Origin of the sequence: Streptococcus sp. 5346 (assembly GCF_013277455.1) — a bacterium.
In the GTDB taxonomy this organism is placed as follows: Bacteria; Bacillota; Bacilli; order Lactobacillales; family Streptococcaceae; genus Streptococcus.
Genome location: NZ_VMMY01000001.1, coordinates 1 through 24014, shown reverse-complemented (window position 1 = coordinate 24014; position 24014 = coordinate 1). Strand labels below are relative to the sequence as shown.

The window sequence follows — 24014 nt, the reverse complement described above, 5'->3', positions numbered from 1 at the left end:
ACCTAGTTGAGCTAGGAACCGACAGTATCTTATATAGAATAGGAGAAGGAGATGAGTTCAGGTAAAATTGCTCAGGTTATCGGTCCCGTTGTAGACGTCTTGTTTGCAGCAGGGGAAAAACTTCCTGAGATTAACAATGCACTTGTCGTCTACAAAAATGACGAAAGAAAAACAAAAATCGTCCTTGAAGTAGCCTTGGAGTTGGGAGATGGTATGGTCCGTACTATCGCCATGGAATCAACAGATGGTTTGACTCGTGGAATGGAAGTATTGGACACAGGTCGTCCAATCTCTGTACCAGTAGGTAAAGAAACTTTGGGACGTGTCTTCAACGTTTTGGGAGATACCATTGACTTGGAAGCTCCTTTTACAGAAGACGCAGAGCGTCAGCCAATTCATAAAAAAGCTCCAACTTTTGATGAGTTGTCTACCTCTTCTGAAATCCTTGAAACAGGGATTAAGGTTATCGACCTTCTTGCCCCTTACCTTAAAGGTGGTAAAGTTGGACTTTTCGGTGGTGCCGGAGTTGGTAAAACCGTCTTAATCCAAGAATTGATTCACAACATTGCCCAAGAACACGGTGGTATTTCAGTATTTACTGGTGTTGGGGAACGTACTCGTGAGGGGAACGACCTTTACTGGGAAATGAAAGAATCAGGTGTTATCGAGAAAACAGCCATGGTATTTGGTCAGATGAATGAGCCACCAGGAGCACGTATGCGTGTTGCCCTTACTGGTTTGACAATCGCTGAATACTTCCGTGATGTGGAAGGCCAAGACGTGCTTCTCTTTATCGATAATATCTTCCGTTTCACTCAGGCTGGTTCAGAAGTATCTGCCCTTTTGGGTCGTATGCCATCAGCCGTTGGTTACCAACCAACACTTGCTACGGAAATGGGTCAATTGCAAGAGCGTATCACATCAACTAAGAAGGGTTCTGTAACCTCTATCCAGGCTATCTATGTGCCAGCGGATGACTATACTGACCCAGCTCCAGCAACAGCCTTCGCTCACTTGGATTCAACAACCAACTTGGAACGTAAGTTGGTACAATTGGGTATCTACCCAGCCGTTGACCCACTTGCTTCAAGTTCACGTGCCTTGGCACCTGAAATCGTTGGAGAAGAGCACTATGCAGTTGCTGCTGAAGTAAAACGTGTCCTTCAACGTTACCATGAATTGCAAGATATCATTGCTATCCTCGGTATGGATGAGCTTTCTGATGAAGAAAAAACCTTGGTGGCTCGTGCCCGTCGTATCCAGTTCTTCTTGTCACAAAACTTCAACGTTGCGGAACAATTTACTGGTCAGCCAGGTTCTTATGTTCCAGTTGCTGAAACTGTACGTGGCTTTAAGGAAATCCTTGATGGTAAACATGACCACTTGCCAGAAGATGCCTTCCGTGGCGTAGGTTCTATCGAAGATGTGATTGCAAAAGCTGAAAAAATGGGATTTTAAGAGGTGATCTATGGCTCAGTTAACTGTCCAGATCGTGACACCAGATGGTCTCGTCTATGATCACCATGCCAGCTATGTATCGGTTCGAACTCTGGATGGTGAGATGGGGATCTTGCCACGACATGAAAATATGATTGCGGTTTTAGCAGTTGATGAAGTAAAGGTAAAACGTATTGATGATGAAGATCACGTGAACTGGATTGCAGTAAACGGCGGCGTTATTGAAATTGCCAATGATATGATCACAATCGTCGCTGACTCTGCAGAACGTGCTCGTGATATCGATGTCAGTCGTGCAGAACGTGCCAAACTTCGTGCAGAACGTGCAATTGAAGAAGCACAAGACAAGCACTTGATTGACCAAGAACGTCGTGCGAAGATTGCTTTGCAACGTGCCATTAACCGTATTAATGTCGGAAATAGACTATAAGAAAAAAATGAACTTGAAAATTCCAAGTTCATTTTTTATGGTGTTTTAAGGAGCAAAACGGATGCAGACTGCTTCGGGAACATGGAAGTCGTTGGAGAGTTCTGCTAGACGACCATTGTCACAATTACGTTTAAAGACAGTTGCATTGTCAGAGTCTTGATGGACAACAATGAGAAATTTTTGGTCGGGTGTCAAATCAAAATCACGTGGAGTCTGACCATGCGTTGGAACGATTTCTAATAACTCTAAGCTACCGTCCGCAAGGATGGTATATACTGCGATAGAATCATGGCCACGGTTAGAAGCGTAGAGGTATTTACCGTCTTTAGAGAGACGAATAGCAGCGGTTCCATTAAAGCCTTCGTAAGCTTCTGGTAAAGTTGAAATAACCTGCATACGTTCAAATTCGCCAACACCATCGTAGATTAAAACCTCGATAGTACTATTGAGTTCACAAATGAGATAAGCAATTTTATAATGGTTATGGAAAACGATATGACGAGAACCAGCTCCAGGAATACTATTGTAGGTATAGAGTTTAGACAGTTTCCCTTCTTGATCAAGGTCATAAGTGATGACTTGGTCAGTTCCCAAGTCGCAGGTCACTAGATAGTGGTCAGGTGTTAAATCTGTATAGTGGACATGGGGGGAAGCTTGATTTTCATGTGGACCTTGGCCACTGTGTTGATCTACATCACTAAGTAAAAGGCTCCCATCCTTCTGACGTTTATAAACAAGGACCTGTCCCTTGTGGTAGTTGGCTGCATAGACCAAATTACGCTTTTCATCGACAGCAACATAACAGTGGGGAGCTCCCTCCTCAACAACATGATTTAACAAAGTCCCGTCAGTTTGATAGGCTGCAATTCCCCCCTTATCGTCTTGACTACCAACGGTGTATAAATGTTGGTGCTGGTCAAAGGCAAGGTAGGTTGGACTTGGCTCAGCTGCAAAAAGTTCTAGGTTTGAAAGCAGACCAGTTTCTGTATCAAAGTCAGCCTTGTAAATCCCTTGGGAAGTCCGACGTGTATAAGTTCCAAAATAAACAGTTTCTTTCATAACGTTACCTCTATATAAAGATAAGACTATTATATCACAAAAACAAGCCAATTAAAGACATCCAATTAGATGTAAGCACTTTAAAAAAGAGTTATTTTGATTTAAAAATGGTATAATGAGAGAACGATAGAAAGGAAGTATTTATGGAGCAAAAAGAGAAACATTTTAGCCTATCTTGGTTTTTTAAGTGGTTTTTAGATAACAAGGCAATTACGGTATTTTTAGTAACCTTATTATTGGGACTGAATCTTTTTATTTTAAGTAAGATTAGTTTTCTATTTTCACCTGTTTTAGACTTTTTAGCAGTTGTGATGTTGCCAGTCATTCTGTCTGGTTTGTTATATTATTTGTTGAATCCTATTGTTGATTGGATGGAAAAACACAAAGTCAATCGCGTCATAGCCATCAGCATTGTCTTTGTCATCATAGCTCTCTTTATCATTTGGGGCTTGGCAGTCGCCATTCCAAATCTGCAACGTCAGGTTTTGACCTTTGCAAGAAACGTTCCTGTTTACTTAGAAGATATAGATAGGATTGTTAATGGATTGGTAGCCCAGCACCTGCCAGATGATTTCAGACCTCAGTTAGAGCAGGTTTTGACAAACTTCTCTAGCCAGGCTACAGTTTGGGCGAGCAAGGTTTCATCTCAGGCAGTCAACTGGGTGAGCGCCTTTATTAGCGGGGCATCTCAAGTGATTGTTGCCTTGATTATCGTTCCTTTCATGCTCTTTTATCTCTTGCGTGATGGGAAAGGCTTGCGTAACTATTTGACCCAATTTATGCCAAGAAAATTGAAAGAACCTGTTGGACAAGTTTTATCAGATGTGAATCAACAGTTGTCCAACTATGTTCGAGGGCAAGTGACAGTGGCTATTATTGTAGCAGTAATGTTTATCATCTTCTTCAAGATTATTGGTCTACGCTATGCGGTTACGCTTGGTGTTACTGCTGGTATTTTAAATCTGGTTCCTTATCTTGGTAGCTTCCTAGCCATGCTTCCTGCCCTAGTATTGGGCTTGATTGCTGGACCAGTCATGCTTTTGAAAGTAGTGATTGTCTTTATCGTAGAACAAACTATTGAAGGCCGTTTTGTCTCTCCATTGATTTTGGGAAGTCAATTAAACATCCATCCCATTAATGTTCTCTTTGTCTTGTTAACTTCAGGTTCCATGTTTGGCATCTGGGGAGTTTTACTTGGTATTCCAGTTTATGCCTCTACTAAAGTTGTCATTTCAGCCATTTTCGAATGGTATAAGGTAGTTAGTGGTCTATATGAATTAGAGGACGAGGAAGTCAAAAGTGAACAATAGTCAACAGATGTTACAGGCTTTGGAAGAGCAAGATTTAGTTAAGGCAGAGCACTATTTCGTTAAAGCTTTAGAAAATGATTCAAGTGACCTTCTTTATGAGTTAGCCACCTATCTAGAAGGAATTGGTTTTTATCCTCAGGCCAAGGAAATTTATCTGAAAATTGTAGAGGATTTTCCAGAGGTTCATCTTAATCTAGCAGCCATTGCTAGCGAGGATGGTCAAATCGAAGAAGCTTTTGCTTACCTAGAGGAAATCCAACCTGACAGTGACTGGTATGTTTCGGCTTTGGCTCTGAAGGCGGACCTTTATCAGCTGGAAGGTTTGACAGATGTGGCGCGTGAGAAATTGTTAGAGGCCTTGACTTACTCAGAAGATCCTCTCTTGATATTGGGCTTGGCAGAGTTGGATAGTGAGTTGGAAAATTACCAAGAGGCCATTCAAGGCTATGCCCAGTTAGATAATCGCTCGATTTATGAGCAAACGGGCATTTCTACCTATCAACGGATTGGCTTTGCCTATGCTCAGTTAGGGAAATTTGAAACAGCTACAGAGTTTTTAGAAAAAGCTCTGGAGTTAGAATATGATGATTTAACAGCTTTTGAGTTGGCCAGTCTTTACTTTGATCAAGAAGAATATCAAAAAGCCGTCCTCTACTTTAAGCAGCTTGATACCATTTCACCTGACTTTGAAGGCTATGAATATGGTTATAGCCAGGCCTTACACAAGGAGCATCAAGTTCAAGAAGCCCTGCGTATCGCTAAGCAAGGGTTGGAGAAAAATCCATTTGAAACTCGCCTCTTGCTGGCTGCTTCACAATTTTCTTATGAATTACATGATGCTAGTGGTGCAGAAAATTACCTCCTTACTGCTAAAGAAGATGCTGAGGATACGGAAGAAATCTTACTCCGTCTAGCAACTATTTATCTGGAGCAGGAGCGTTATGAGGATATTCTAGACTTGCAAAGCGAGGAGCCAGAAAATCTTTTGACCAAGTGGATGATTGCTCGCTCTTATCAAGAAATGGACGATTTAGATACTGCCTATGAGCATTACCAAGAGTTGGCAGGAGATTTGAAGGACAATCCCGAGTTTCTGGAACGCTATATCTATCTCTTGCGTGAATTGGGACATTTTGAAGAAGCCAAAGTCCATGCTCACGCTTACTTAAAACTGGTTCCAGATGATGTGCAAATGCAAGAACTGTTTGAGAGATTGTAAGAATGTTTAAACATATAGAACTGTAGTTTATCTCTTTTGATAGCTACGGTTTTTATTTGTATATGATAGAATTTTTTTACAAAAATAGTTGGTTATTTAGTTTATTTATGCTATAATAGGAGCAATTATTTTTAGGAGGTGTCAGTATGTCTTATTTGTTTGAGATATTACCGAGTTTATTGAGCGGTGCAAGCATGACTTTACAGGTCTTTGTGCTGGTCTTGATTTTTTCTATTCCCTTGGGCGTTTTGATTGCCTTTGCCTTGCAAGTCCATTGGAAGCCCCTCCATTATCTGATTAACATTTACATCTGGATTATGCGGGGAACCCCCTTACTCTTGCAATTAATCTTTATCTATTATGTGCTGCCAAGTATTGGGATTCGTTTGGATCGTCTTCCTGCGGCTATTATTGCTTTTGTTCTCAATTATGCGGCTTACTTTGCAGAAATTTTCCGTGGGGGAATTGACACTATTCCAAGAGGACAGTATGAGGCTGCCAAGGTCTTGAAGTTTAGCCCTTTTGACACAGTGCGCTATATTATCTTGCCCCAAGTGACCAAGATCGTGCTTCCTAGTGTCTTTAACGAAGTTATGAGTTTGGTCAAGGATACTTCTCTGGTATATGCTCTAGGAATTTCTGATCTTATCTTGGCGAGTCGAACAGCTGCCAACCGTGACGCCAGTCTGGTTCCTATGTTCTTGGCAGGTGCTATTTACTTGATTTTGATTGGTATTGTGACTATTCTTGCCAAAAAAGTTGAGAAGAAGTACAGTTACTATAGATAGGAGGTTGCCATGTTAGAATTACGAAATATCAATAAGAAATTTGGAGACAAACAAATCTTGTCTAATTTCAGTCTAAGTATTCCTGAAAAGCAAATCCTGGCTATCGTTGGGCCTTCCGGCGGAGGTAAGACAACTCTCTTACGTATGCTTGCGGGTCTTGAAACCATTGATTCTGGGCAAATCTTTTATAATGGACAACCTTTAGAGCTGGATGAATTGCAGAAGCGGAATCTACTGGGATTTGTCTTCCAAGATTTTCAACTGTTCCCTCATTTATCAGTTCTGAACAATTTGACCTTATCGCCTGTGAAGACCATGGGAATGAAGCAGGAGGAGGCTGAGAAGAAGGCGCGTGGTCTCTTGGAACAGTTAGGACTGGCAGGGCATGCAGACGCCTATCCATTCTCATTATCTGGTGGGCAAAAGCAACGGGTGGCCTTGGCGCGTGCTATGATGATTGACCCAGAAATCATTGGCTACGATGAACCAACTTCTGCCTTAGACCCAGAATTACGCTTAGAAGTGGAAAAATTGATCTTGCAAAATAGGGCACTTGGCATGACCCAGATTGTGGTTACCCACGATTTACAGTTCGCTGAAAATATCGCGGATCAGATTCTCAAGGTTGAGCCTAAGTAGGAGGTGCCAATGACTAATAAGAAAATTGCTTTGGTATTGGTTTCGCTCCTGACTCTCTTTTTAACAGCTTGTACCCAGAAGGCTAGCGATCCAAAGCAGGATAACTGGAATAAGTATCAAGAGCAAGGCAGTATAACCATTGGTTTTGATAATACCTTTGTACCCATGGGATTTGAAGAAAAGAATGGCCAATATACGGGCTTTGATATTGACTTAGCACAAGCTGTCTCTGAAAAATTAGGTTTTAAGGTTCAATTTCAGCCAATTGACTGGGATATGAAGGAGACGGAACTGCAAAATGGAACTATAGATGCCATCTGGAATGGCTATTCTGCCACTGATGAACGTCGAGAGAAGGTTGCCTTTAGCATTCCTTATATGGAAAATCAGCAGGTTTTAGTCGCGAAGAAAAGCCAGCAGATTCATTCGGTAGAGGATATGAAGGATAAGACCTTGGGAGCGCAAGCCGGTTCCTCTGGTTATTTAGATTTTGAAGCCCAGCCAGACTTACTGAAAAATCGTGTTAAAGATCAGAAGGCCAATCAATATCAGAGTTTCAATGAAGCCTTGATTGACTTAAAGAATGATCGGATTGATGCTTTGTTGATTGACCGAGTATATGCAAATTACTATCTCCAGTCTGAGGGGATATTAAATGACTACAATGTCTTTTCGGCTGGATTTGAAAGTGAATCCTTTGCAGTCGGAGTTAGACCAGCTGACAAAAGATTACTACAAGCTTTAAACCAAGCCTTTATTGAACTATACCAAGAAGGAAAGTTCCAGGAAATCAGCCAAAAATGGTTTGGAGAAGATGTGGCAACAAAAGAAGTGAAAGAAGAACAGTAATATAAAATAGTGGCTGAGACTGCGTTTTGATTAGCAAAACGTAGTTTTTTTCATCAAAAAAATCCTCTGACAAGTACCAGAGGATAAGAGCTTATTTCATTGTTGGGAAGAGCAATACATCACGGATAGTGGTTGTATCAGTGAGAAGCATGCAGAGACGGTCAATACCGATTCCCAAACCACCTGTTGGAGGCATACCGTATTCAAGGGCTTCAATGTAGTCGTAGTCGATGCCTGTCGCTTCATCATCACCAAGTTCTTTGGCTTTTGCTTGGGCTTCGAAACGGCTAAGTTGGTCGATTGGATCGTTCAACTCAGTAAAGGCATTACCGTACTCCTTAGTCATGATGAAGAGCTCGAAACGGTCAGTAAAGCGTTGGTCTTCAGGATTTTTCTTAGCTAGTGGAGATACAGCTACTGGATGTCCATAGACAAAGGTTGGTTGGATTAAGGTTTCTTCAACAAACTCTTCAAAGAAGGCATTGATGATGTGGCCAACTTCAGTGTAGTGTTTCTCAACTGGAACTTTCTTCTCAGCAGCGATAGCTTTAGCTTCTTCCAAAGTCATGTCTTGCCAGAAATCTACACCAGTAATTTCTTTGATAGCATCCACCATGTGAACACGTTTAAATGGTTCATTGATTTTGATTTCAGTACCTTGGTAGTTGACTGGACCATCGCCTTTAACTGATTTAGCAGCATGTTGGATAATACCTTCAGTCAAGTCCATGATGTCTTGGAAGTCTGCATAAGCTTGGTAAACTTCGATAGAAGTAAACTCAGGGTTATGAGTAGCGTCCATTCCTTCGTTACGGAAGATACGGCCAATTTCATAAACGCGTTCCATACCACCCACGATAAGGCGTTTCAAGTGAAGCTCAGTCGCGATACGAAGCACCATGTCAATGTTTTGGGCATTGTGGTGGGTGATAAATGGACGCGCAGATGCTCCACCAGCCTCATTGTGAAGAACAGGTGTTTCCACTTCAAGGAAACCTTTTTGGTCAAGGTAACGACGAATTTCAGAGATGATTTTTGAACGAGTGACAAAACGCTCGAAGCTTTCACGGTTAGAAATCAAGTCAAGGTAACGTTTACGGTAAATTGTTTCAACGTCTGTCAAACCGTGGAATTTCTCAGGAAGTGGGCGAAGTGCTTTAGACAAGTGTGTAATGTGAGTCGCCTTGATAGAGAGTTCTCCCATATCCGTACGCATCACTTCACCTTCGACACCAAGGAAGTCACCAAGGTCTGCTTTTTTGAAGATTTCGTAGTTTTCTTCACCGACAGCATCCTTACGAACGTAGATCTGGATTTGACCTTCACGGTCTTGAAGGTGGGCAAATCCTACTTTACCTTTACCACGTTTAGTTACCAAGCGTCCTGCGATAGTAGCTGTTTCGTTTTTATCGTGTAATTGTTCTTTATCGAGGTCAGCAAATTTATCTTTTAATTCTTGTGAATTTGCAGTGCGTTCAAAGCGTTTTCCGAAAGGATCGATTCCTTGTTCACGGAGTGCAGCCATTTTTTCACGGCGAACGATCTGCTGGTCATTTAGTTCTTCCATATGTTCTGTTGACATGGGATCCTCCTAGTTTTACTCAAAATTGAATACGATGAGTCATTTTTTGCGATACTCCCATTTTATCATAAATAACCAAGAAATTCACGGATAATCTTTCAAAACTAAAAAGAACTTGACGCTAAAATCAAGTTCTGTTATTGATAGGAAGTATCATTCCAAGTATCGAGAGTGAATGTTTCAAAATCATGGGTTTCTAGAATGGTTAGGCTGGCATTTGCTAGACCGCCATCTTTACGAAGAAGTGGTTCTTTATAACCTAGAAGAGTACGAAGACTGGCAGTAAGATTAGCACCGTGACCGACAATTAGAATACGCTCAGCAGGACTATCTTTTAATGATTTGATAAATTGGATGGTCCGTTGCGTGGTGCTATAGAGGGATTCAGCTCTGAACATTTGAGTGTCAAACTTGGCAAGATTAGATCGGAAAGCCTGGATTTGTTGCGGGTAAATAGCTTCCAAGGTTGCAATTTTCAAACCTTCTAACTTCCCAAGTTGCCATTCACGGAGATTAGGGACACTTTTTAAAGGACAGGACACCTTGAGTTGACTTTGGATAATCTCGGCAGATCTGATCGCTCGAGGTAAATCACTTGAATAAATCTGATTAAAAGGAATTTCCTTGAGATACTGGCCAAGTTGTTTTAGGGTTTCAATGGATTCAGGAAGAAGGGGGGAATCTCCACTAGCACCTTGAAAACGACCTTCTTGGTTCCAGACAGTACGACCGTGGCGGACAAAGTAGAGTTTCATTACTTGCTGTCCTCCAAGATATCTACAAAGTCAGCCTTTACAAAGCTAGCCAAGTCTTGTGGTGCGACGATAATGCTGTGACCAACTTCTCCAGCAGAGACAATCATTTGATCCAAGTCTAGAGCAATCTTATCGATAAAAATGGGATAATTGTGTTTCTGACGAATTCCGACAGGATTATTGGCTCCATGAATGTAACCAGTTGTTTTTTCCAAATCCTTTTGTGGAATCATGCTCACTTTTTTATTGCCAGAAATTTTAGCTAGTTTCTTTTCAGACAAGTGTTGGGTGATAGGGACAATTCCGATAATCGGTCCTGTTTTATCTCCCAAAAGCGCCAAGGTTTTGAAAATCTGATCTCGTTCATAACCTTGAGGCAGCTCTCCTTCCAGGGCGTTGATTTGAATCCCCTGATGAGGGATAGCTGCTTTAGATAGGATTTGTTCCACCAATGTTTTTTTGATTTTAACTTTTTTTGCCATTATTTATACTTATCCTCCAATTGGCTCATCCAAATACCAAGCCAGATTCCCAGTGCAAAGAAGAAGGCGATGATGACATACCCAACAAGAGAAAGGCCAGTGTATTGGATACTTTCAGCGTTTCCTGCATTTGGAATCAAGATCAAAAGAGTACTTGATAAGACGATACCGATGATGAAATGATAGACACGTGAGTGGTAGTTGTTTAAGGCATAATCCATCAATTTTGAAAAAATGATGAGAGTTGCACCTGCCCCGATTCCAATCGGGAAGAAGGTTCCCAAGAGGTCAAAGGTTTTAAAACCAGTCAACATAGGAGCATAGAGACCCAAAATCAAAAGTAGATTTGATGGACTGAGTCCAGGAACTAATACGCCAAGAGCCAGCAGTGCACCAGCTAGGACGAAATTAAGAAAGCTGGCACTTAAGGTTCCAACAACAAAGTTTAAGGCATAGAGTCCTAATCCAGAAATGATAAAGGTTATCCAGAACCAAGCTAAATCAATCTTGTCTCGGTCAGATTCTCGAGTTGATTCTTTGAGAAGGCTAGGAACTGTACCAATGATGGCACCCGCAAAGCTCCATAAGACAAAGACCTGATAATTTTCAAGCAGGTATTCAATCGGGTAGGAAAATAAGCCGATTCCCAGAAGCATACCAATCGCAACTGGAATAAAGTACAAAACATTTTCTTTAAAGTCTTTAAAGGGATGGGCCAGAAAGCCAATCATCCGTTCATAAATTCCTAAAATTGCTGCTAGAACCCCTCCGGAAATTCCCGGTAGGATAAATCCAAGAGCAATCACAATCCCTTTAATAAGGCGTGCTAACCATGAGAGCATATGTTTCCTCCAACTATTTCTATTTCAAAAAATCCTTACTATATTGTATCACAATCAAACACAAAAAGAAAAAGCAAATGCTAAACAAATGCTTTTAAGGTTTTAAAAAGAGTTTTCTAAAGGTTTCTTCTTTGTTTTTTAAGGAAGAGATGACGTTGATATCTAAATCGTGGTCAAAGCCAGCAATTTTCCCTTTAGATGTGTATTGGTGAATATCATAATCTAAGTCCGTATTAGGTTTGCTTTCGAAAAATCCAGTATTTGAACCATAGGAAGGAATCCAAACAGACGTAAACTTGTCCGTATCAATACTGTGTTCTTCCATGAAGTAGACCCCAACGTAGATTCCGATATTTTTTGCACCTAGCGATTCTAGTTTTGCACGAAAGGCTTCAACACCTTCGTTCATATTGGACATGGTTTTATCTTCCACATCTAGCCAATAGTAGCTAGGGCTGTATGGAGATGAAGCGTTATAAAAAACTTCAGCAGCCTTTTCCATTTCTTGGACACTTTTTCCAGCTACATAGGCATAGACACCAACTGGGACATTTCGTTTTTGAAACTCGGTAATATGGGTTTTAAAGGCCTTATCTACCCCATTAACAAAGGAAGCATCGTTTTCTTTTAAAGACTGAGCGCCACTATGGACACGAACGATAGCTCCTGAAATGTTTTGGGACAGAGTATCGTAATTAATTTCTTCAGGCCGTTGCCAACCAGAAACATCAATCACCGGTTTATCTATATTGTGTAGCGCTTGCGATTCTACTTGCGCGATATTTGACTTTGTTTTTACAGGATGGTCCTCAAAACGAGGGCGATTGATGATTAAAATGAAAATTATGATCCCAAAAAAACTAAATAAAATAAGTGGATGAATTTGTTTTCTCATATCTCATAATTTTACCCTAAAAATGAAAAAAAATCAAAAAAAATGGGTTAAGGAAGAGACTTTAGAGCATTTTTTCATTCAAGGGCGCGGAATGATTTGAAATATGGTATAATAAAAGGGAATTTCTAGAGAAAAGAGAAGATTATGTCAAATTTTGCCATTATTTTAGCAGCGGGTAAAGGGACTCGCATGAAATCTGATTTGCCAAAAGTTTTGCACAAGGTTGCGGGTATTTCTATGCTTGAACATGTTTTCCGTAGTGTGGGAGCTATCCAACCTGAAAAGACAGTAACAGTTGTCGGACACAAGGCAGAATTGGTTGAGGAGGTCTTGGCTGGACAGACAGAATTTGTGACTCAATCTGAACAGTTGGGGACTGGTCATGCGGTTATGATGACAGAGCCAATCTTAGAAGGTTTGTCAGGTCACACCTTGGTCATCGCAGGAGATACTCCTTTAATCACAGGTGAAAGCTTGAAAAACTTGATTGATTTCCACATCAATCATAAAAATGTGGCCACTATCTTGACTGCTGAAACGGACAATCCTTTTGGTTATGGGCGAATTGTTCGTAATGACAATGCTGAGGTTCTTCGGATTGTTGAACAAAAGGATGCCACAGATTTTGAAAAGCAAATCAAGGAAATCAACACTGGAACTTATGTTTTTGACAACGAGCGTTTGTTTGAGGCTCTGAAAAATATCAATACCAATAATGCTCAAGGTGAATACTATATTACAGACGTCATCGGTATTTTCCGTGAAGCTGGTGAAAAAGTTGGTGCTTATACTTTGAAAGATTTTGATGAAAGTCTTGGTGTAAATGACCGTGTGGCACTTGCGACAGCTGAGTCAGTTATGCGTCGTCGCATCAATCATCAGCACATGGTCAATGGGGTCAGTTTTGTCAATCCAGAAGCAACTTATATCGATATTGATGTTGAGATTGCGCCTGAAGTTCAAATCGAAGCCAATGTTACCTTGAAGGGGCAAACGAAAATTGGTGCTGAGACTGTTTTGACAAACGGTACTTATGTAGTGGACAGTACTATCGGAGCAAGAGCTGTCATTACCAATTCTATGATTGAGGAAAGCAGTGTTGCAGACGGCGTAACTGTTGGACCTTATGCCCACATTCGTCCAGGTTCAAGTCTGGGTGCCCAAGCACATATTGGAAACTTTGTTGAGGTGAAAGGTTCTTCTATCGGCGAGAATACTAAGGCTGGTCATTTGACTTATATCGGAAACTGTGAAGTGGGTAGCCATGTTAATTTCGGAGCAGGAACCATTACAGTCAACTATGACGGCAAAAACAAATACAAGACAGTCATTGGCAACAATGTCTTTGTGGGTTCAAATTCAACCATTATTGCGCCAGTAGAACTTGGTGACAATTCCCTCGTTGGAGCTGGTTCAACTATTACTAAAGACGTGCCAGCGGATGCCATTGCTATTGGTCGCGGTCGTCAGGTCAACAAAGACGAATATGCAACTCGCCTTCCTCATCATCCTAAGAATCAGTAGGAGTCTGTCATGGAATTTGAAGAAAAAACGCTTAGCCGAAAAGAAATCTATCAAGGACCAATATTTAAACTGGTCCAAGATCAGGTTGAATTACCAGAAGGCAAGGGAACTGCCCAACGAGATTTGATTTTCCACAATGGAGCTGTCTGTGTTTTAGCAGTAACGGATGAGCAAAAACTCATCTTGGTCAAGCAGTACCGCAAGGCCATCGAGGCTGTCTCTTACGAAATTCCAGCCGGAAAATTGGAAGTAGGAGAAAATACAGACCCTGTTGCAGCAGCTCTGCGTGAATTAGAGGAAGAAACAGCTTATACAGGAAAATTAGAACTCTTGTACGATTTTTACTCAGCCATTGGCTTTTGTAATGAAAAGTTAAAACTATACCTAGCAAGCGATTTGACGAAAGTGGAAAATCCGCGTCCGCAGGATGAAGATGAAACCTTGGAAGTCCTTGAAGTGAGCTTAGAAGAAGCCAAGGAATTAATCCAATCAGGTCATATCTGTGATGCCAAGACGATTATGGCTGTACAGTATTGGGAATTGCGCAAACAATAGAGGAGGTCAATATGGGTAAACCTTTATTAACGGATGAAATGATTGAAAGAGCTAATAGAGGCGAAAAAATTTCAGGTCCTCCTTTGCTAGATGATAATGAGGAGACTAAGATTTTACCAACCTCTTCTTCCCGTTTTGGTTATGCCAATCCTAAGGGACATGGCTTTAGTCAGGAAACCTTGAAGATTCAGGTCGAACCGTCTATTCATAAAAGTCGTCGCATTGAAAATACCAAGAGAAATGTCTTCAATTCTAAGTTAAATACAATCTTATTCGTAGTCATCTTTCTCTTGATTTTGCTTGTGTTAGCTGTAAAATATTGGCGATAGAAAAGGAATTGAAATGAAAATAGGAATTATTGCAGCTATGCCAGAAGAACTAGCTTATTTGGTCCAGCATTTAGACAATGCCCAGGAGCAAGTTGTTTTAGGGAATACCTATCATACAGGAACCATTGCCTCTCATGAAGTCGTTCTTGTAGAAAGTGGAATTGGTAAGGTCATGTCTGCTATGAGTGTGGCGATTTTGGCTGATCATTTTCAAGTGGATGCTTTGATTAACACGGGATCAGCTGGGGCAGTAGCAGAGGGTATTGCTGTTGGGGATGTTGTGATTGCTGACAAATTAGCCTATCATGATGTGGATGTTACAGCTTTTGGCTATGCTTATGGACAAATGGCACAACAACCACTTTATTTCGAATCAGATAAAACCTTTGTTGCCAAAATCCAAGAGAGTTTATCTCATTTAGAGCAAAACTGGCATCTTGGTTTGATTGCTACAGGAGATAGTTTTGTTGCAGGAAATGACAAGATAGAAGCGATTAAGTTCCATTTTCCAGATGTTTTGGCAGTTGAGATGGAGGGGGCAGCGATTGCTCAGGCAGCGCATGCTCTTAATCTTCCAGTCTTAGTCATCCGAGCTATGAGTGACAATGCCAACCATGAAGCAAACATCTCTTTTGATGAGTTTATTATCGAAGCTGGACGTCGCTCTGCTCAGGTTTTATTAGCCTTTTTGAAGGCCTTAAATTAAGCGAAAATTTGACAGTTTATCTAGCTTATGATAAGATTTAAATAAAGAAAAGCTAGAAAACGTTTCAGAGGATATTATGAGTATTGAAATGACCGTCAGTGAGATTGCAGAGGTCTTAGGATTATCTCGCCAAGCAATCAATAACCGTGTCAAAGAATTACCAGAAGAAGACACAGATAAAAATGACAAAGGGGTAACAGTCGTTACCAGAAGTGGCTTGATTAAGCTAGAAGAAATCTATAAAAAAACGATTTTTGAAGATGAGCCTGTCAGTGAAGATGTCAAGCAACGTGAACTGATGGAGATTCTGGTTGATGAGAAGAATGCAGAAATTCTTCGTCTCTATGAACAATTAAAAGCCAAGGATCGTCAGTTATCAGAAAAAGACGAGCAGATGCGTATCAAAGACCGTCAGATTGCTGAGAAAGACAAACAACTCGATCAGCAGCAACAATTGACCCTTCAAGCCATGAAGGATCAAGAAAATCTTAAGCTAGAGCTGGACCAAGCAAAAGAAGAAGTCCAATCAACTAAGAAAGGCTTTTTTGCTCGTTTATTTGGAGGATAATCAAGGAGCTGTTTAGGTTAAATGCTAACCTGATGGCTTCTTTTGTTTCTAAATAGTATAGTTGCTCAATTAATACTCAATGAAAATCAAAGAGCAAACTAGGAAGCTAGCCGCAGGCTGCTCAAAGCATTGCTTTGAGGTTGTAGATAAGACTGACGAAGTCAGTTACATATATCTACGGCAAGGCGAAGCTGACGCGGTTTGGAAGTATAAAATAACAGTATAAGGAGAGGTATAGAATGGAACGATTAGAAGATTACATTGCTTTCGATTTAGAATTTAATCAGCATGAAGGACAAACACACCTGATTCAAGTATCGGCAGTGCGTTTTAGAGATGGTCAGGAAATCGATGCCTATGATTCCTATGTCCATACTAGTGTGCCTCTAAAGAGTTTTATCAATGGATTGACGGGGATTACAGCTGAGACCTTAAAAGATGCTCCTCCAGTGGAGAAAGTCATAAAAGATTTCCAAGAGTTTGTGGGTTCTTTACCGATGATAGGCTACAATGCTGTTAAAAGTGATTTGCCTATTTTAGAGGACCATGGTTTAGACTACAGCCAGCAGTACAAGGTGGACTTGTATGATGAAGCCTTTGAACGTCGGAGTTCGGATTTACACGGTATTGCCAATCTCAAATTGCAAACCGTTGCCTCGTTTCTTGGATTTCAAGGTCAGTCTCATAATAGCTTAGAAGATGCTCGTATGACGGCGCGTGTTTACGAGTCCTTTCTAGAGTCGGATCAAGCTAGAGAATTATTAGGGGCAGAAAGTAACCTCTCGAACAATCCTTTTGGAGGCTTGGACTTGTCTCAATTATTTGACTAGGAGTGCCTATGAAACCTGAAAAACCTAAAAATCTAGGTTTTAGGAAAATCTACTTTAATCTAGATAAAATTCTCTTTCTCTTTTTCTTGATATTCATGATGATTGAGTTTGTCTGGTTACCATCAAATTCTTGGATTGCTGGACTTTTGCTCCGCCAGACAGGCTATCTCTTTCTTTCCTACAACAATATTTTTGCTATTATAACGAGATCACCCTTTGTTAGTCTTGCTTTATTTATTCTGGTGATTGTTAATTTATTGGTCGCCTATTACCAGATAGGACTTCTCTTTATCGGAGCTCGCCATCTCCTCTATCATGAAAGGAGAACTCTGCTGGAGTACAGTCGCAAGGTCTTTCGTCAAAGTTTCTTGTTTATGAAGCAAGTGACGATTTCCAAAATGGCCTTTATTTTCTTTTATGTCATGATGCTCTTTCCATTGATTCGAAAGATTCTAAAGATTTATTATCTCAATAAAATCGTGATTCCGGAATTCATAGTAGCCTATGTAGAAGACAAGTATTGGCTAGTAGGTATAGTGGTTACTATTCTGGCTTTACTTCTATTTTACATTTCAGTTCGTTTCATGTTTGCCCTACCTCAGCTTTTATTTGAGAAGAAAACAGTCAAAGAGGCAGTCAGATATAGTCTAGAGAAGACAAGAAAGCAATCCTGGTTTTATATCTGGAACTTGCTCTGGATTATCGTCAAAACCTATCTATTTTTCATTCTTCTCTTGATTCCAATCTTGGCAAGTCAGGCACTGATGGATGGTATGACCCATAAGGAATCTCTTGTGCTGGGAATGATCAACTTTGTCTTGATTAAGAATTTCCACTATATGGCCTTGACTTACTTTCTCATTAAATTTGTTTCCTTCTTAACAGGAGAAGAACTAGAAATCACCCCAAGGAGAAAGAAAGACCACTGGATGAGATGGGGAGTGATGGGCTGTGCTTGTATCTTTTTCGCTCTCGAGGGTTATGTTTATTTGGAAGCTCCAGTAGCACATAAACCTTTAATTATCTCTCACAGGGGAGTATCTAAAAAGAATGGTGTGCAAAATACCGTCCAATCACTAGAAAAAACCGCTCAGTTATCTCCAGATTTCGTTGAGACAGATGTTCAGGAAACAAAAGATGGCCAGTTTGTCATGATGCATGATGCTAATATCAAGAATCTGACAGGAGTTAATGCCAATCCACAGGATTTAACTTTGAAAGAATTAACTAAACTTGATATTTCAGAAAATGGCTATCATACCAAGGTGTCCAGTTTTGATGACTATCTCAATAAAGCCAATGAATTACATCAAAAACTCCTTATTGAGATTAAAACCAGTCGAAAAGATAGTCCAGATATGATGAAACGCTTTATGGACAAATATGGAGCCATTATTAAGCAGAATGGCCACCAAATGCAGTCCTTGGACTACCATGTGATTGACCAGGTGTTGGCCTATGACTCACAAATTCCAGTTTATTTCATCCTACCTTACAATAGTATTTTCCCAAGAACCAAGGCTACAGGTTACACCATGGAGTATTCAACTTTAGATGAAAATTTTGTCAACAAGCTTTGGAATACCGATCAGAAATTGTACGTTTGGACCATCAATAGTTCAGAGTCCTTTGATAAATCTGTTCAGTTAGGAGCAGATGGCATGATAACAGATGACTTGGAAATGATTCAAGAGCAGGTTACCATTGCCCAAGAAGACCCAGAGTATACTGAATTGCTGTTCAAACAGGCCATGGAATTCTTTAATTTTTAGTAAGCAAAAAGAGGAACAGTTGTTCCTCCTACGATAGGCAAGTATTCTCTTGAATGCTTGTTTTTCTTATGCTTAGAATGGCAATTTCCCAGCGAAAGCACCTAATTTTTTCTTAGTCGTTTCATCGATTTGTTCAAGAGCAGAGTTGATGGCCTGAACGGTCATATCAGAAAGAGTTTCAAGGTCTTCTGGGTCAACGACAGCTGGATTAAAGTCAATGCTGACAACTTTCTTATCTCCAGTTAAGGTCGCTTGGACAAGGTCTTGAGCAGATTTGCCAACAAATTGCATAGCAGCAAGTTCAGCTTGGCTTTGTTCCATTTGTTTTTGAAGTTTTTGTGCTTGGCGCATCATGTTTTGCATGTTCATCATAAGATTTCTAAAATTCCTTTCATATCAAGGGTTAATTCCCTTATATTTTTTAAATAGTGAGTAGATTGTGTCTTGCAACTACTTTACTGTGTAGTTTAATAGTTCCAAGTACATACTACATTGTACCATTTTTTTGCACTATAGTCTTTCATTTATCTCATATATGAAAGTCAGATAAAGTTTATCACTAAGAAAAGATAGAGAATAGGTTTAGGTGAGATTGCTTAAATGGAACATCTACAAACTGTCATCAAAATGTAAAAATTCTAAAAATACCCGAAAATATGTTAAATTTTCAAAAAAAGAGCTATAAACCTTATAGTATAAGGTTTGTGCATATATATATATATAATTCATTTATTTGTAGGAGGGAAGCAGTTTGCAAAGAATATAGAAAATTTGATATAATAGACCGAAAAACTATAAAAATATGAGACTTCCTATTCCTAGAAAGATAATAGGAGGTCCATTATCCTGTTTTTTTAAAGAAGTAAACAAGTGTAGATTCACTATGTGGTCTTGAGCTATTTAGAACAGGATAGAAAGAAAGGTAACAAATGAAACAATTTAAATTTAATGAGCGCCAGCGTTTCTCTATTCGCAAATTTTCAATTGGTGCTGCATCTGTCTTATTAGGGTCAGTCTTTTTTGCAGTTAGTTCAGTTGAAGATGTACAAGCAGCTGAACAAAGTCAAAATGTAGTGAGTGTGAATGAGAATAAACAAACTCCTAATCCTCTTATGCCGAGCAACTCATCTACTACTGGAGTGTCTACTAAAGAAGCTAATACTTCAGTTTCTGCTGCAAATGTTGAGAATAAACCAAAGGGAGATGTGGCAGGGAGTTCACAAAATCCTCAAGAGTTAGAGCCAGTTGTTTCAACTATTTCAGATTCAAATGAGAGAAAGTTAGCTTTATCAAAACTAATAGAAGAAATTGATGGGAAATTTACTAACGGGAAATATGCTTCTAAAACAGAAGAAAGTGTAAACCAATTAAAGGCAACTTTAGAAGAAGCAAGATCAGTTTTAAGTAATGCGACAACAGAAAGTGAATTAACACAAGCGCATAGTAAACTAGTTACAGCAACAACAAAATTACAAACAAAACCGACAGAGAAAAAACAAGCACCAGCAGTAGATACAACAAATGGAAAAGCTACTGTAGGTAAAAAAGCAACGAATACTGAAAAAGCATCAGAATCTAACTCGATTGCCAACTCAGGTTCTAGAGATGAACGTCATGGAAAAGCATTGGATAGAAGCAACCCATTCCGTACGGATGGGGCTACTACGGATACAGATCCATCTGCGAACCAAACGTATACATTGCCAGGAGATAGTGCGAGTGTTGCTGAATTAGCTAATAGTTTAAAGGGATTGGACTCTTCTATAAGCAATGAAACTAAATTAGCTTCTATTGATGAAGTGGGACGTCTTAAAAATGTACAGGCTGGTGAAGTAAAAGAAATTGATGAATTTGGTGGTTGGTCAGCAGTTTCAGCAGATGGTAAAAAAGGGAAATTTGCTATTGCACGTAAAACTAATGAGGGTGTATTTCCTATTGAGACAGTGAATGTTACGAGAGCAGGATATACATATACAGCACATGTTGAGGAAAATTCTTTTGATCGCTCTCACGAGTATGCACTATTTCTTTCTAAAGTTAGAACAAATGCAACAAAAAGTGAAGAAACCTTTGATGGACAACCATTTAAAGATATAGGAGAAGGTCGTCAAATAGCTAAAGGGCTAAAAGGGTTCAATGGAATAGAAAAAACTTATAAAGCCTATTCTTCATCAACAGGAACAGGGGTAAATATTTCTTTTAAAACAGGATTTACAGGAGATATTGATGGTTTTAAAGCTGGATATAAAGTTGAAGTAATTGCAAAATTTGAAGATGGGCATACGCAATCTATCTATAATCAAAGTTTTCGTCCTGATCAATCGATAAATGATACAAATAAACAGGTAACCTCAGTTGATGCTAATGATAGCATTAGGTTTACTGTCGGAAGACCACCAGAGCCAACAATTGACGTTCTTAACCAAAAGTTAGCAGGATATAAAAACCGTCAAGGAAATAGAACTGGTAGTTTTACTAGTAAAAATATTGATTTACCTAAAGGGGCTGTAGAATATACTGTACGAATTAGTGCTTCTGATAATTCTAGACTAGGAATGGGATATCAAACTACATGGTCTCAATATGCATTACCTGTTTCAGGGCTTGGATTTTCTATTACACAGGATACGAATAGAGTTGCTAGAACACTTTTGGAAAGAGTTTATAATAAATTACTTGACACACGAGATGCAGATAAGAGAGGTAAAACGCCTGAATCACAAAAAGCATATCAAGACCAACTAGATGCTATAAAAGCTTTGTTAGATGGTACGTTACAACCAACGGATGCGTATAAAAAAATCTTAACAAACACTTTAGAAGCACAAAACGCGTTAAAAGTTGATAAATCGGCATTGACAACATCAACAGGAAAACTAGAACAACTAGTAGATGACGATCCAACTCCAGGTAAAACACCTGAAACTGTTTCAGAATATAATATAGCTAAAAATGCCGCAGAAGAAGAAGCTAGAAAAGCTAAATTGATCATTGATGATGAACATGCAACTGTTGATCAAGTTGCTCAAGCAGTAGCAGACGTGAAAGCTAAAAGAGCTGAATTAAAAGCAGCAAGAGCTGAATTAGTAGTTGCGGCGACAGACGCTCAAAAAACAAAGCTACAAAATGATTCGAATGCACTAACAGAAGCAGATAAGACAGGTAAGACACCGAAGAGTATCGCAGAATATGAGGTAAAATATGAAACGTTAAAAACTGCGTTGACAGCTGCAAAAGCTCAGGCTAAAGCAGTATTAGATAAAACGGTAAATGCCGGTAAAGTAGAAGCTACTGATGCTCAAATTGAAGTTGATAAAATCAAAGCTGAATTAGATAAAGCAGCTGCATTATTGAAAGATAAAGGAAATACAGCTGAATTAGAAAAAGCTAAGAATGATCTAAAAACATTAACTCAAGAAACAAATGTTACTGCAGGGAAAACACAAGCAACAGCAGATAAGTATAATGCAGCTAAAACAGCAGCAGAAGCAGCAGTAACAGCAGCAGAAGGAGTAATTAGTGATATAAATTCAACAACTGAAGACGTAGCAAATGCATTAGCTGAAATTAAAGTTAAGAAAGCAGAGTTAGAAGCAGCTAAAAAGAACTTAGTGCCCGCAGCAACAGAAGCTCAAAAAGCAAAATTAGAAGCAGATGCAACAAAACTAGTAAAAGCAAGTACAGATGGCAAAACTCAAGACAGTGTTAATGCATATGAAACAGCATACACTAATTTAACAGCAGAATTAGAAGCAGCAAAAGCCAAAGCAGCAGCAGTAAAAGCAGCTGGAGACAATGCAAGTAGACTAGAAGCATTAGCAGCACAAGAAGCAGTAGATGCAGTACTAGCAAAACTAGAATCAGCTAAAGCAACACTAGTAGACAAAGCAACAGATGACCAAGTAGCAGAGTTACGAAAAGCAGACACAGCGTTAACACCAGCAGAAGGAAGCACATTCGAAGCAACAAAAACACCGGCAAGTATTGCAGCATACAAAGATGCAGTAAACGCAATCCAAACACAATTAACAGAAGCAAAAACTACAGCAGCAGACTTAGTAACAAAAGCAGGACAAAACAACGCTACAAAAGCAGAAGCCGCAGCAGCAATCGCAAAAGTAGAAGCATTAAAAGCGAAGTTAGTAGATGCGACAGCGTTACTAAAAGACAAAGCAAATACTGGAGACTTAGCAACAGCTAAAGACGAATTAAAAGCATTAGCAGGTGTAGCAAATGTAACAGATGGAAAAACAACATCTACAACAGAAGCATATGACGCAGCAAAACAAGCAGCAGACGCAGCAGTAACAGCAGCAGAAGGCATCATCAATAATGCAGATTCAACACCAGAAGAAGTTGCGACAGCATTAACAAATGTAAAAGCTAAGAAAGCAGAGTTAGAAAAAGCTAAAGCAGCGTTAGTGGACAAAGCAACAGAAGCTCAAAAAGCAAAATTAGAAGCAGATGCAGCGAAACTAACAAAAGCAGATACAACTGGAAAAACTCAAGACAGTATTGATGCGTATAATGAAAAATATACTCAACTAACAACAGAGTTAGAAGAAGCCAAAGCCAAAGCAGCAGCAGTAAAAGCAGCTGGAGACAATGCAAGTAGACTAGAAGCATTAGCAGCACAAGAAGCAGTAGATGCAGTACAAGCAAAATTAGACGCAGCTAAAGCAACGCTAGTAGATAAAGCTACAGAAGAACAAGTAGCAGAGTTACGAAAAGCAGAAGCAGCGTTAACACCAGCGGAAGAAAGCACATTAGCAGGAACGAAAACACCAGCAAGTATTGCGGAATATAAAAAAGCTGTCGAAGCAATTCAAGCAGACTTAACACAAGCGAAAACTACAGCAGCAGACTTAGTAACAAAAGCAGAACAAAATAATGCGACAAAAGCAGAAGCCGCAGCAGCAATCGCAAAAGTAGAAGAATTAAAAGCGAAGTTAGTAGATGCGACAGCGTTACTAAAAGACAAAGCAAATACTGGAGACTTAGCAACAGCTAAAGACGAATTAAAAGCATTAGCAGGTGTAGCAAACGTAACAGATGGAAAAACAACATCAACAACAGAAGCATATGACGCAGCAAAACAGGCAGCAGATGCAGCAGTAACAGCAGCAGAAGGTATCATCAATAATGCAGATTCAACACCAGAAGAAGTTGCGACAGCATTAACAAATGTAAAAGCTAAGAAAGCAGAGTTAGAAAAAGCTAAAGCAGCATTAGTGGATAAAGCAACAGAAGCTCAAAAAACAAAATTAGAAGCAGATGCAGCGAAATTAGTAAAAGCAGATACAGCAGGAAAAACTCAAGACAGCATTAATGCGTATGAAACAACATACAATAATTTAAAAACAGAGTTAGACAAAGCAATTGAAGCTGCAGCGACAATTAAAACAGCTGGAGACAATGCAAG

22 protein-coding genes are annotated in these 24014 nt (G+C 39.7%); 15 read left to right on the top strand and 7 right to left on the bottom strand.

What is annotated here, in order from left to right; genetic code table 11:
* Positions 1 to 51 precede the first annotated feature (51 nt).
* The gene (atpD, locus tag HT732_RS00110; RefSeq protein ID WP_000094357.1) at positions 52 to 1458 is read left to right on the top strand and encodes a F0F1 ATP synthase subunit beta; all 1407 of its coding nucleotides are present in this window, start codon (positions 52 to 54) and stop codon (positions 1456 to 1458) included.
* Between the two features lie 10 nt (positions 1459 to 1468).
* The gene (locus HT732_RS00105; RefSeq protein ID WP_119947746.1) at positions 1469 to 1888 is read left to right on the top strand and encodes a F0F1 ATP synthase subunit epsilon; all 420 of its coding nucleotides are present in this window, start codon (positions 1469 to 1471) and stop codon (positions 1886 to 1888) included.
* A gap of 45 nt (positions 1889 to 1933) precedes the next feature.
* Here HT732_RS00105 and HT732_RS00100 read toward each other — a convergent pair whose 3' ends face one another.
* On the bottom strand, positions 1934 to 2947 hold the full coding sequence (locus tag HT732_RS00100) for a lactonase family protein (protein WP_173253574.1): 1014 nt from the start codon (positions 2945 to 2947) through the stop codon (positions 1934 to 1936).
* 143 nt (positions 2948 to 3090) lie between these two features.
* Between HT732_RS00100 and HT732_RS00095 the strand changes: the two genes are divergently transcribed.
* The 5 genes from HT732_RS00095 (at position 3091) to HT732_RS00075 (ending at position 7752) form a co-directional block, all read left to right on the top strand.
* On the top strand, positions 3091 to 4257 hold the full coding sequence (locus HT732_RS00095; RefSeq protein WP_173253573.1) for an AI-2E family transporter: 1167 nt from the start codon (positions 3091 to 3093) through the stop codon (positions 4255 to 4257).
* Positions 4247 to 5476 (top strand): tetratricopeptide repeat protein, encoded by a 1230-nt coding sequence (locus HT732_RS00090; protein WP_173253572.1) that lies wholly within the window; start codon positions 4247 to 4249, stop codon positions 5474 to 5476. The genes HT732_RS00095 and HT732_RS00090 overlap by 11 nt, the downstream gene beginning before the upstream one ends.
* A 146-nt stretch (positions 5477 to 5622) precedes the next feature.
* A complete protein-coding gene (locus tag HT732_RS00085; protein ID WP_173253571.1) occupies positions 5623 to 6264 on the top strand; it encodes an amino acid ABC transporter permease in 642 nt (213 codons plus the stop codon).
* Positions 6265 to 6273: 9 nt separating this feature from the next.
* Positions 6274 to 6903, top strand: coding sequence for an amino acid ABC transporter ATP-binding protein (locus HT732_RS00080; RefSeq protein ID WP_173253570.1), 630 nt, complete (start codon positions 6274 to 6276; stop codon positions 6901 to 6903).
* 9 nt (positions 6904 to 6912) lie between these two features.
* Positions 6913 to 7752 (top strand): amino acid ABC transporter substrate-binding protein, encoded by an 840-nt coding sequence (locus tag HT732_RS00075; protein ID WP_173253569.1) that lies wholly within the window; start codon positions 6913 to 6915, stop codon positions 7750 to 7752.
* A gap of 91 nt (positions 7753 to 7843) precedes the next feature.
* Here HT732_RS00075 and lysS read toward each other — a convergent pair whose 3' ends face one another.
* From lysS to HT732_RS00050, 5 genes are all read right to left on the bottom strand, one after another.
* The gene (gene lysS, locus HT732_RS00070) at positions 7844 to 9334 is read right to left on the bottom strand and encodes a lysine--tRNA ligase (RefSeq protein ID WP_050207953.1); all 1491 of its coding nucleotides are present in this window, start codon (positions 9332 to 9334) and stop codon (positions 7844 to 7846) included.
* Between the two features lie 137 nt (positions 9335 to 9471).
* A complete protein-coding gene (locus HT732_RS00065; protein ID WP_000780835.1) occupies positions 9472 to 10089 on the bottom strand; it encodes a histidine phosphatase family protein in 618 nt (205 codons plus the stop codon).
* Complete coding sequence (locus HT732_RS00060; protein ID WP_173253568.1) at positions 10089 to 10571, bottom strand: aminoacyl-tRNA deacylase; 483 nt, start codon at positions 10569 to 10571, stop codon at positions 10089 to 10091. Before HT732_RS00060 ends, HT732_RS00065 begins: the two co-directional genes overlap by 1 nt.
* Positions 10571 to 11413 (bottom strand): DUF368 domain-containing protein, encoded by an 843-nt coding sequence (locus HT732_RS00055; protein ID WP_173253567.1) that lies wholly within the window; start codon positions 11411 to 11413, stop codon positions 10571 to 10573. Before HT732_RS00055 ends, HT732_RS00060 begins: the two co-directional genes overlap by 1 nt.
* Positions 11414 to 11507: 94 nt before the next feature.
* Entirely contained in the window at positions 11508 to 12308 is an 801-nt protein-coding gene (locus tag HT732_RS00050) for a glycoside hydrolase family 25 protein (RefSeq protein ID WP_173253566.1), read from the bottom strand.
* A 144-nt stretch (positions 12309 to 12452) separates the two neighbouring features.
* On the opposite strand from HT732_RS00050, the gene glmU reads away from it, so the two are divergent.
* The 7 genes from glmU to HT732_RS00015 all read left to right on the top strand — a co-directional run bounded on the left by glmU (position 12453) and on the right by HT732_RS00015 (position 18592).
* Positions 12453 to 13832, top strand: coding sequence for a bifunctional UDP-N-acetylglucosamine diphosphorylase/glucosamine-1-phosphate N-acetyltransferase GlmU (gene glmU / locus HT732_RS00045; RefSeq protein ID WP_173253565.1), 1380 nt, complete (start codon positions 12453 to 12455; stop codon positions 13830 to 13832).
* 9 nt (positions 13833 to 13841) lie between these two features.
* Entirely contained in the window at positions 13842 to 14387 is a 546-nt protein-coding gene (locus tag HT732_RS00040; RefSeq protein ID WP_173253564.1) for an NUDIX hydrolase, read from the top strand.
* A gap of 11 nt (positions 14388 to 14398) precedes the next feature.
* A complete protein-coding gene (gene macP, locus HT732_RS00035) occupies positions 14399 to 14716 on the top strand; it encodes a cell wall synthase accessory phosphoprotein MacP (protein WP_173253563.1) in 318 nt (105 codons plus the stop codon).
* A gap of 13 nt (positions 14717 to 14729) precedes the next feature.
* Positions 14730 to 15422, top strand: a complete 693-nt coding sequence (locus HT732_RS00030; protein ID WP_173253562.1) for a 5'-methylthioadenosine/adenosylhomocysteine nucleosidase — start codon at positions 14730 to 14732, stop codon at positions 15420 to 15422.
* A 76-nt stretch (positions 15423 to 15498) separates the two neighbouring features.
* Complete coding sequence (gene rocS, locus HT732_RS00025; protein ID WP_000021242.1) at positions 15499 to 15990, top strand: chromosome segregation protein RocS; 492 nt, start codon at positions 15499 to 15501, stop codon at positions 15988 to 15990.
* 239 nt (positions 15991 to 16229) lie between these two features.
* A complete protein-coding gene (locus HT732_RS00020) occupies positions 16230 to 16820 on the top strand; it encodes a 3'-5' exonuclease (protein ID WP_173253561.1) in 591 nt (196 codons plus the stop codon).
* A gap of 8 nt (positions 16821 to 16828) precedes the next feature.
* Positions 16829 to 18592, top strand: coding sequence for a glycerophosphodiester phosphodiesterase (locus tag HT732_RS00015; RefSeq protein WP_173253560.1), 1764 nt, complete (start codon positions 16829 to 16831; stop codon positions 18590 to 18592).
* A 72-nt stretch (positions 18593 to 18664) separates the two neighbouring features.
* Here HT732_RS00015 and HT732_RS00010 read toward each other — a convergent pair whose 3' ends face one another.
* Positions 18665 to 18964 carry a YbaB/EbfC family nucleoid-associated protein gene (locus HT732_RS00010; protein ID WP_000981526.1) on the bottom strand — a complete coding sequence of 100 codons (300 nt, stop codon included), beginning with the start codon at positions 18962 to 18964 and terminating at the stop codon, positions 18665 to 18667.
* A gap of 557 nt (positions 18965 to 19521) precedes the next feature.
* Here HT732_RS00010 and HT732_RS00005 point away from each other — a divergent pair.
* The coding region (locus HT732_RS00005) for a YSIRK-type signal peptide-containing protein (protein WP_173253559.1) at positions 19522 to 24014 on the top strand (4493 nt) is incomplete at its 3' end.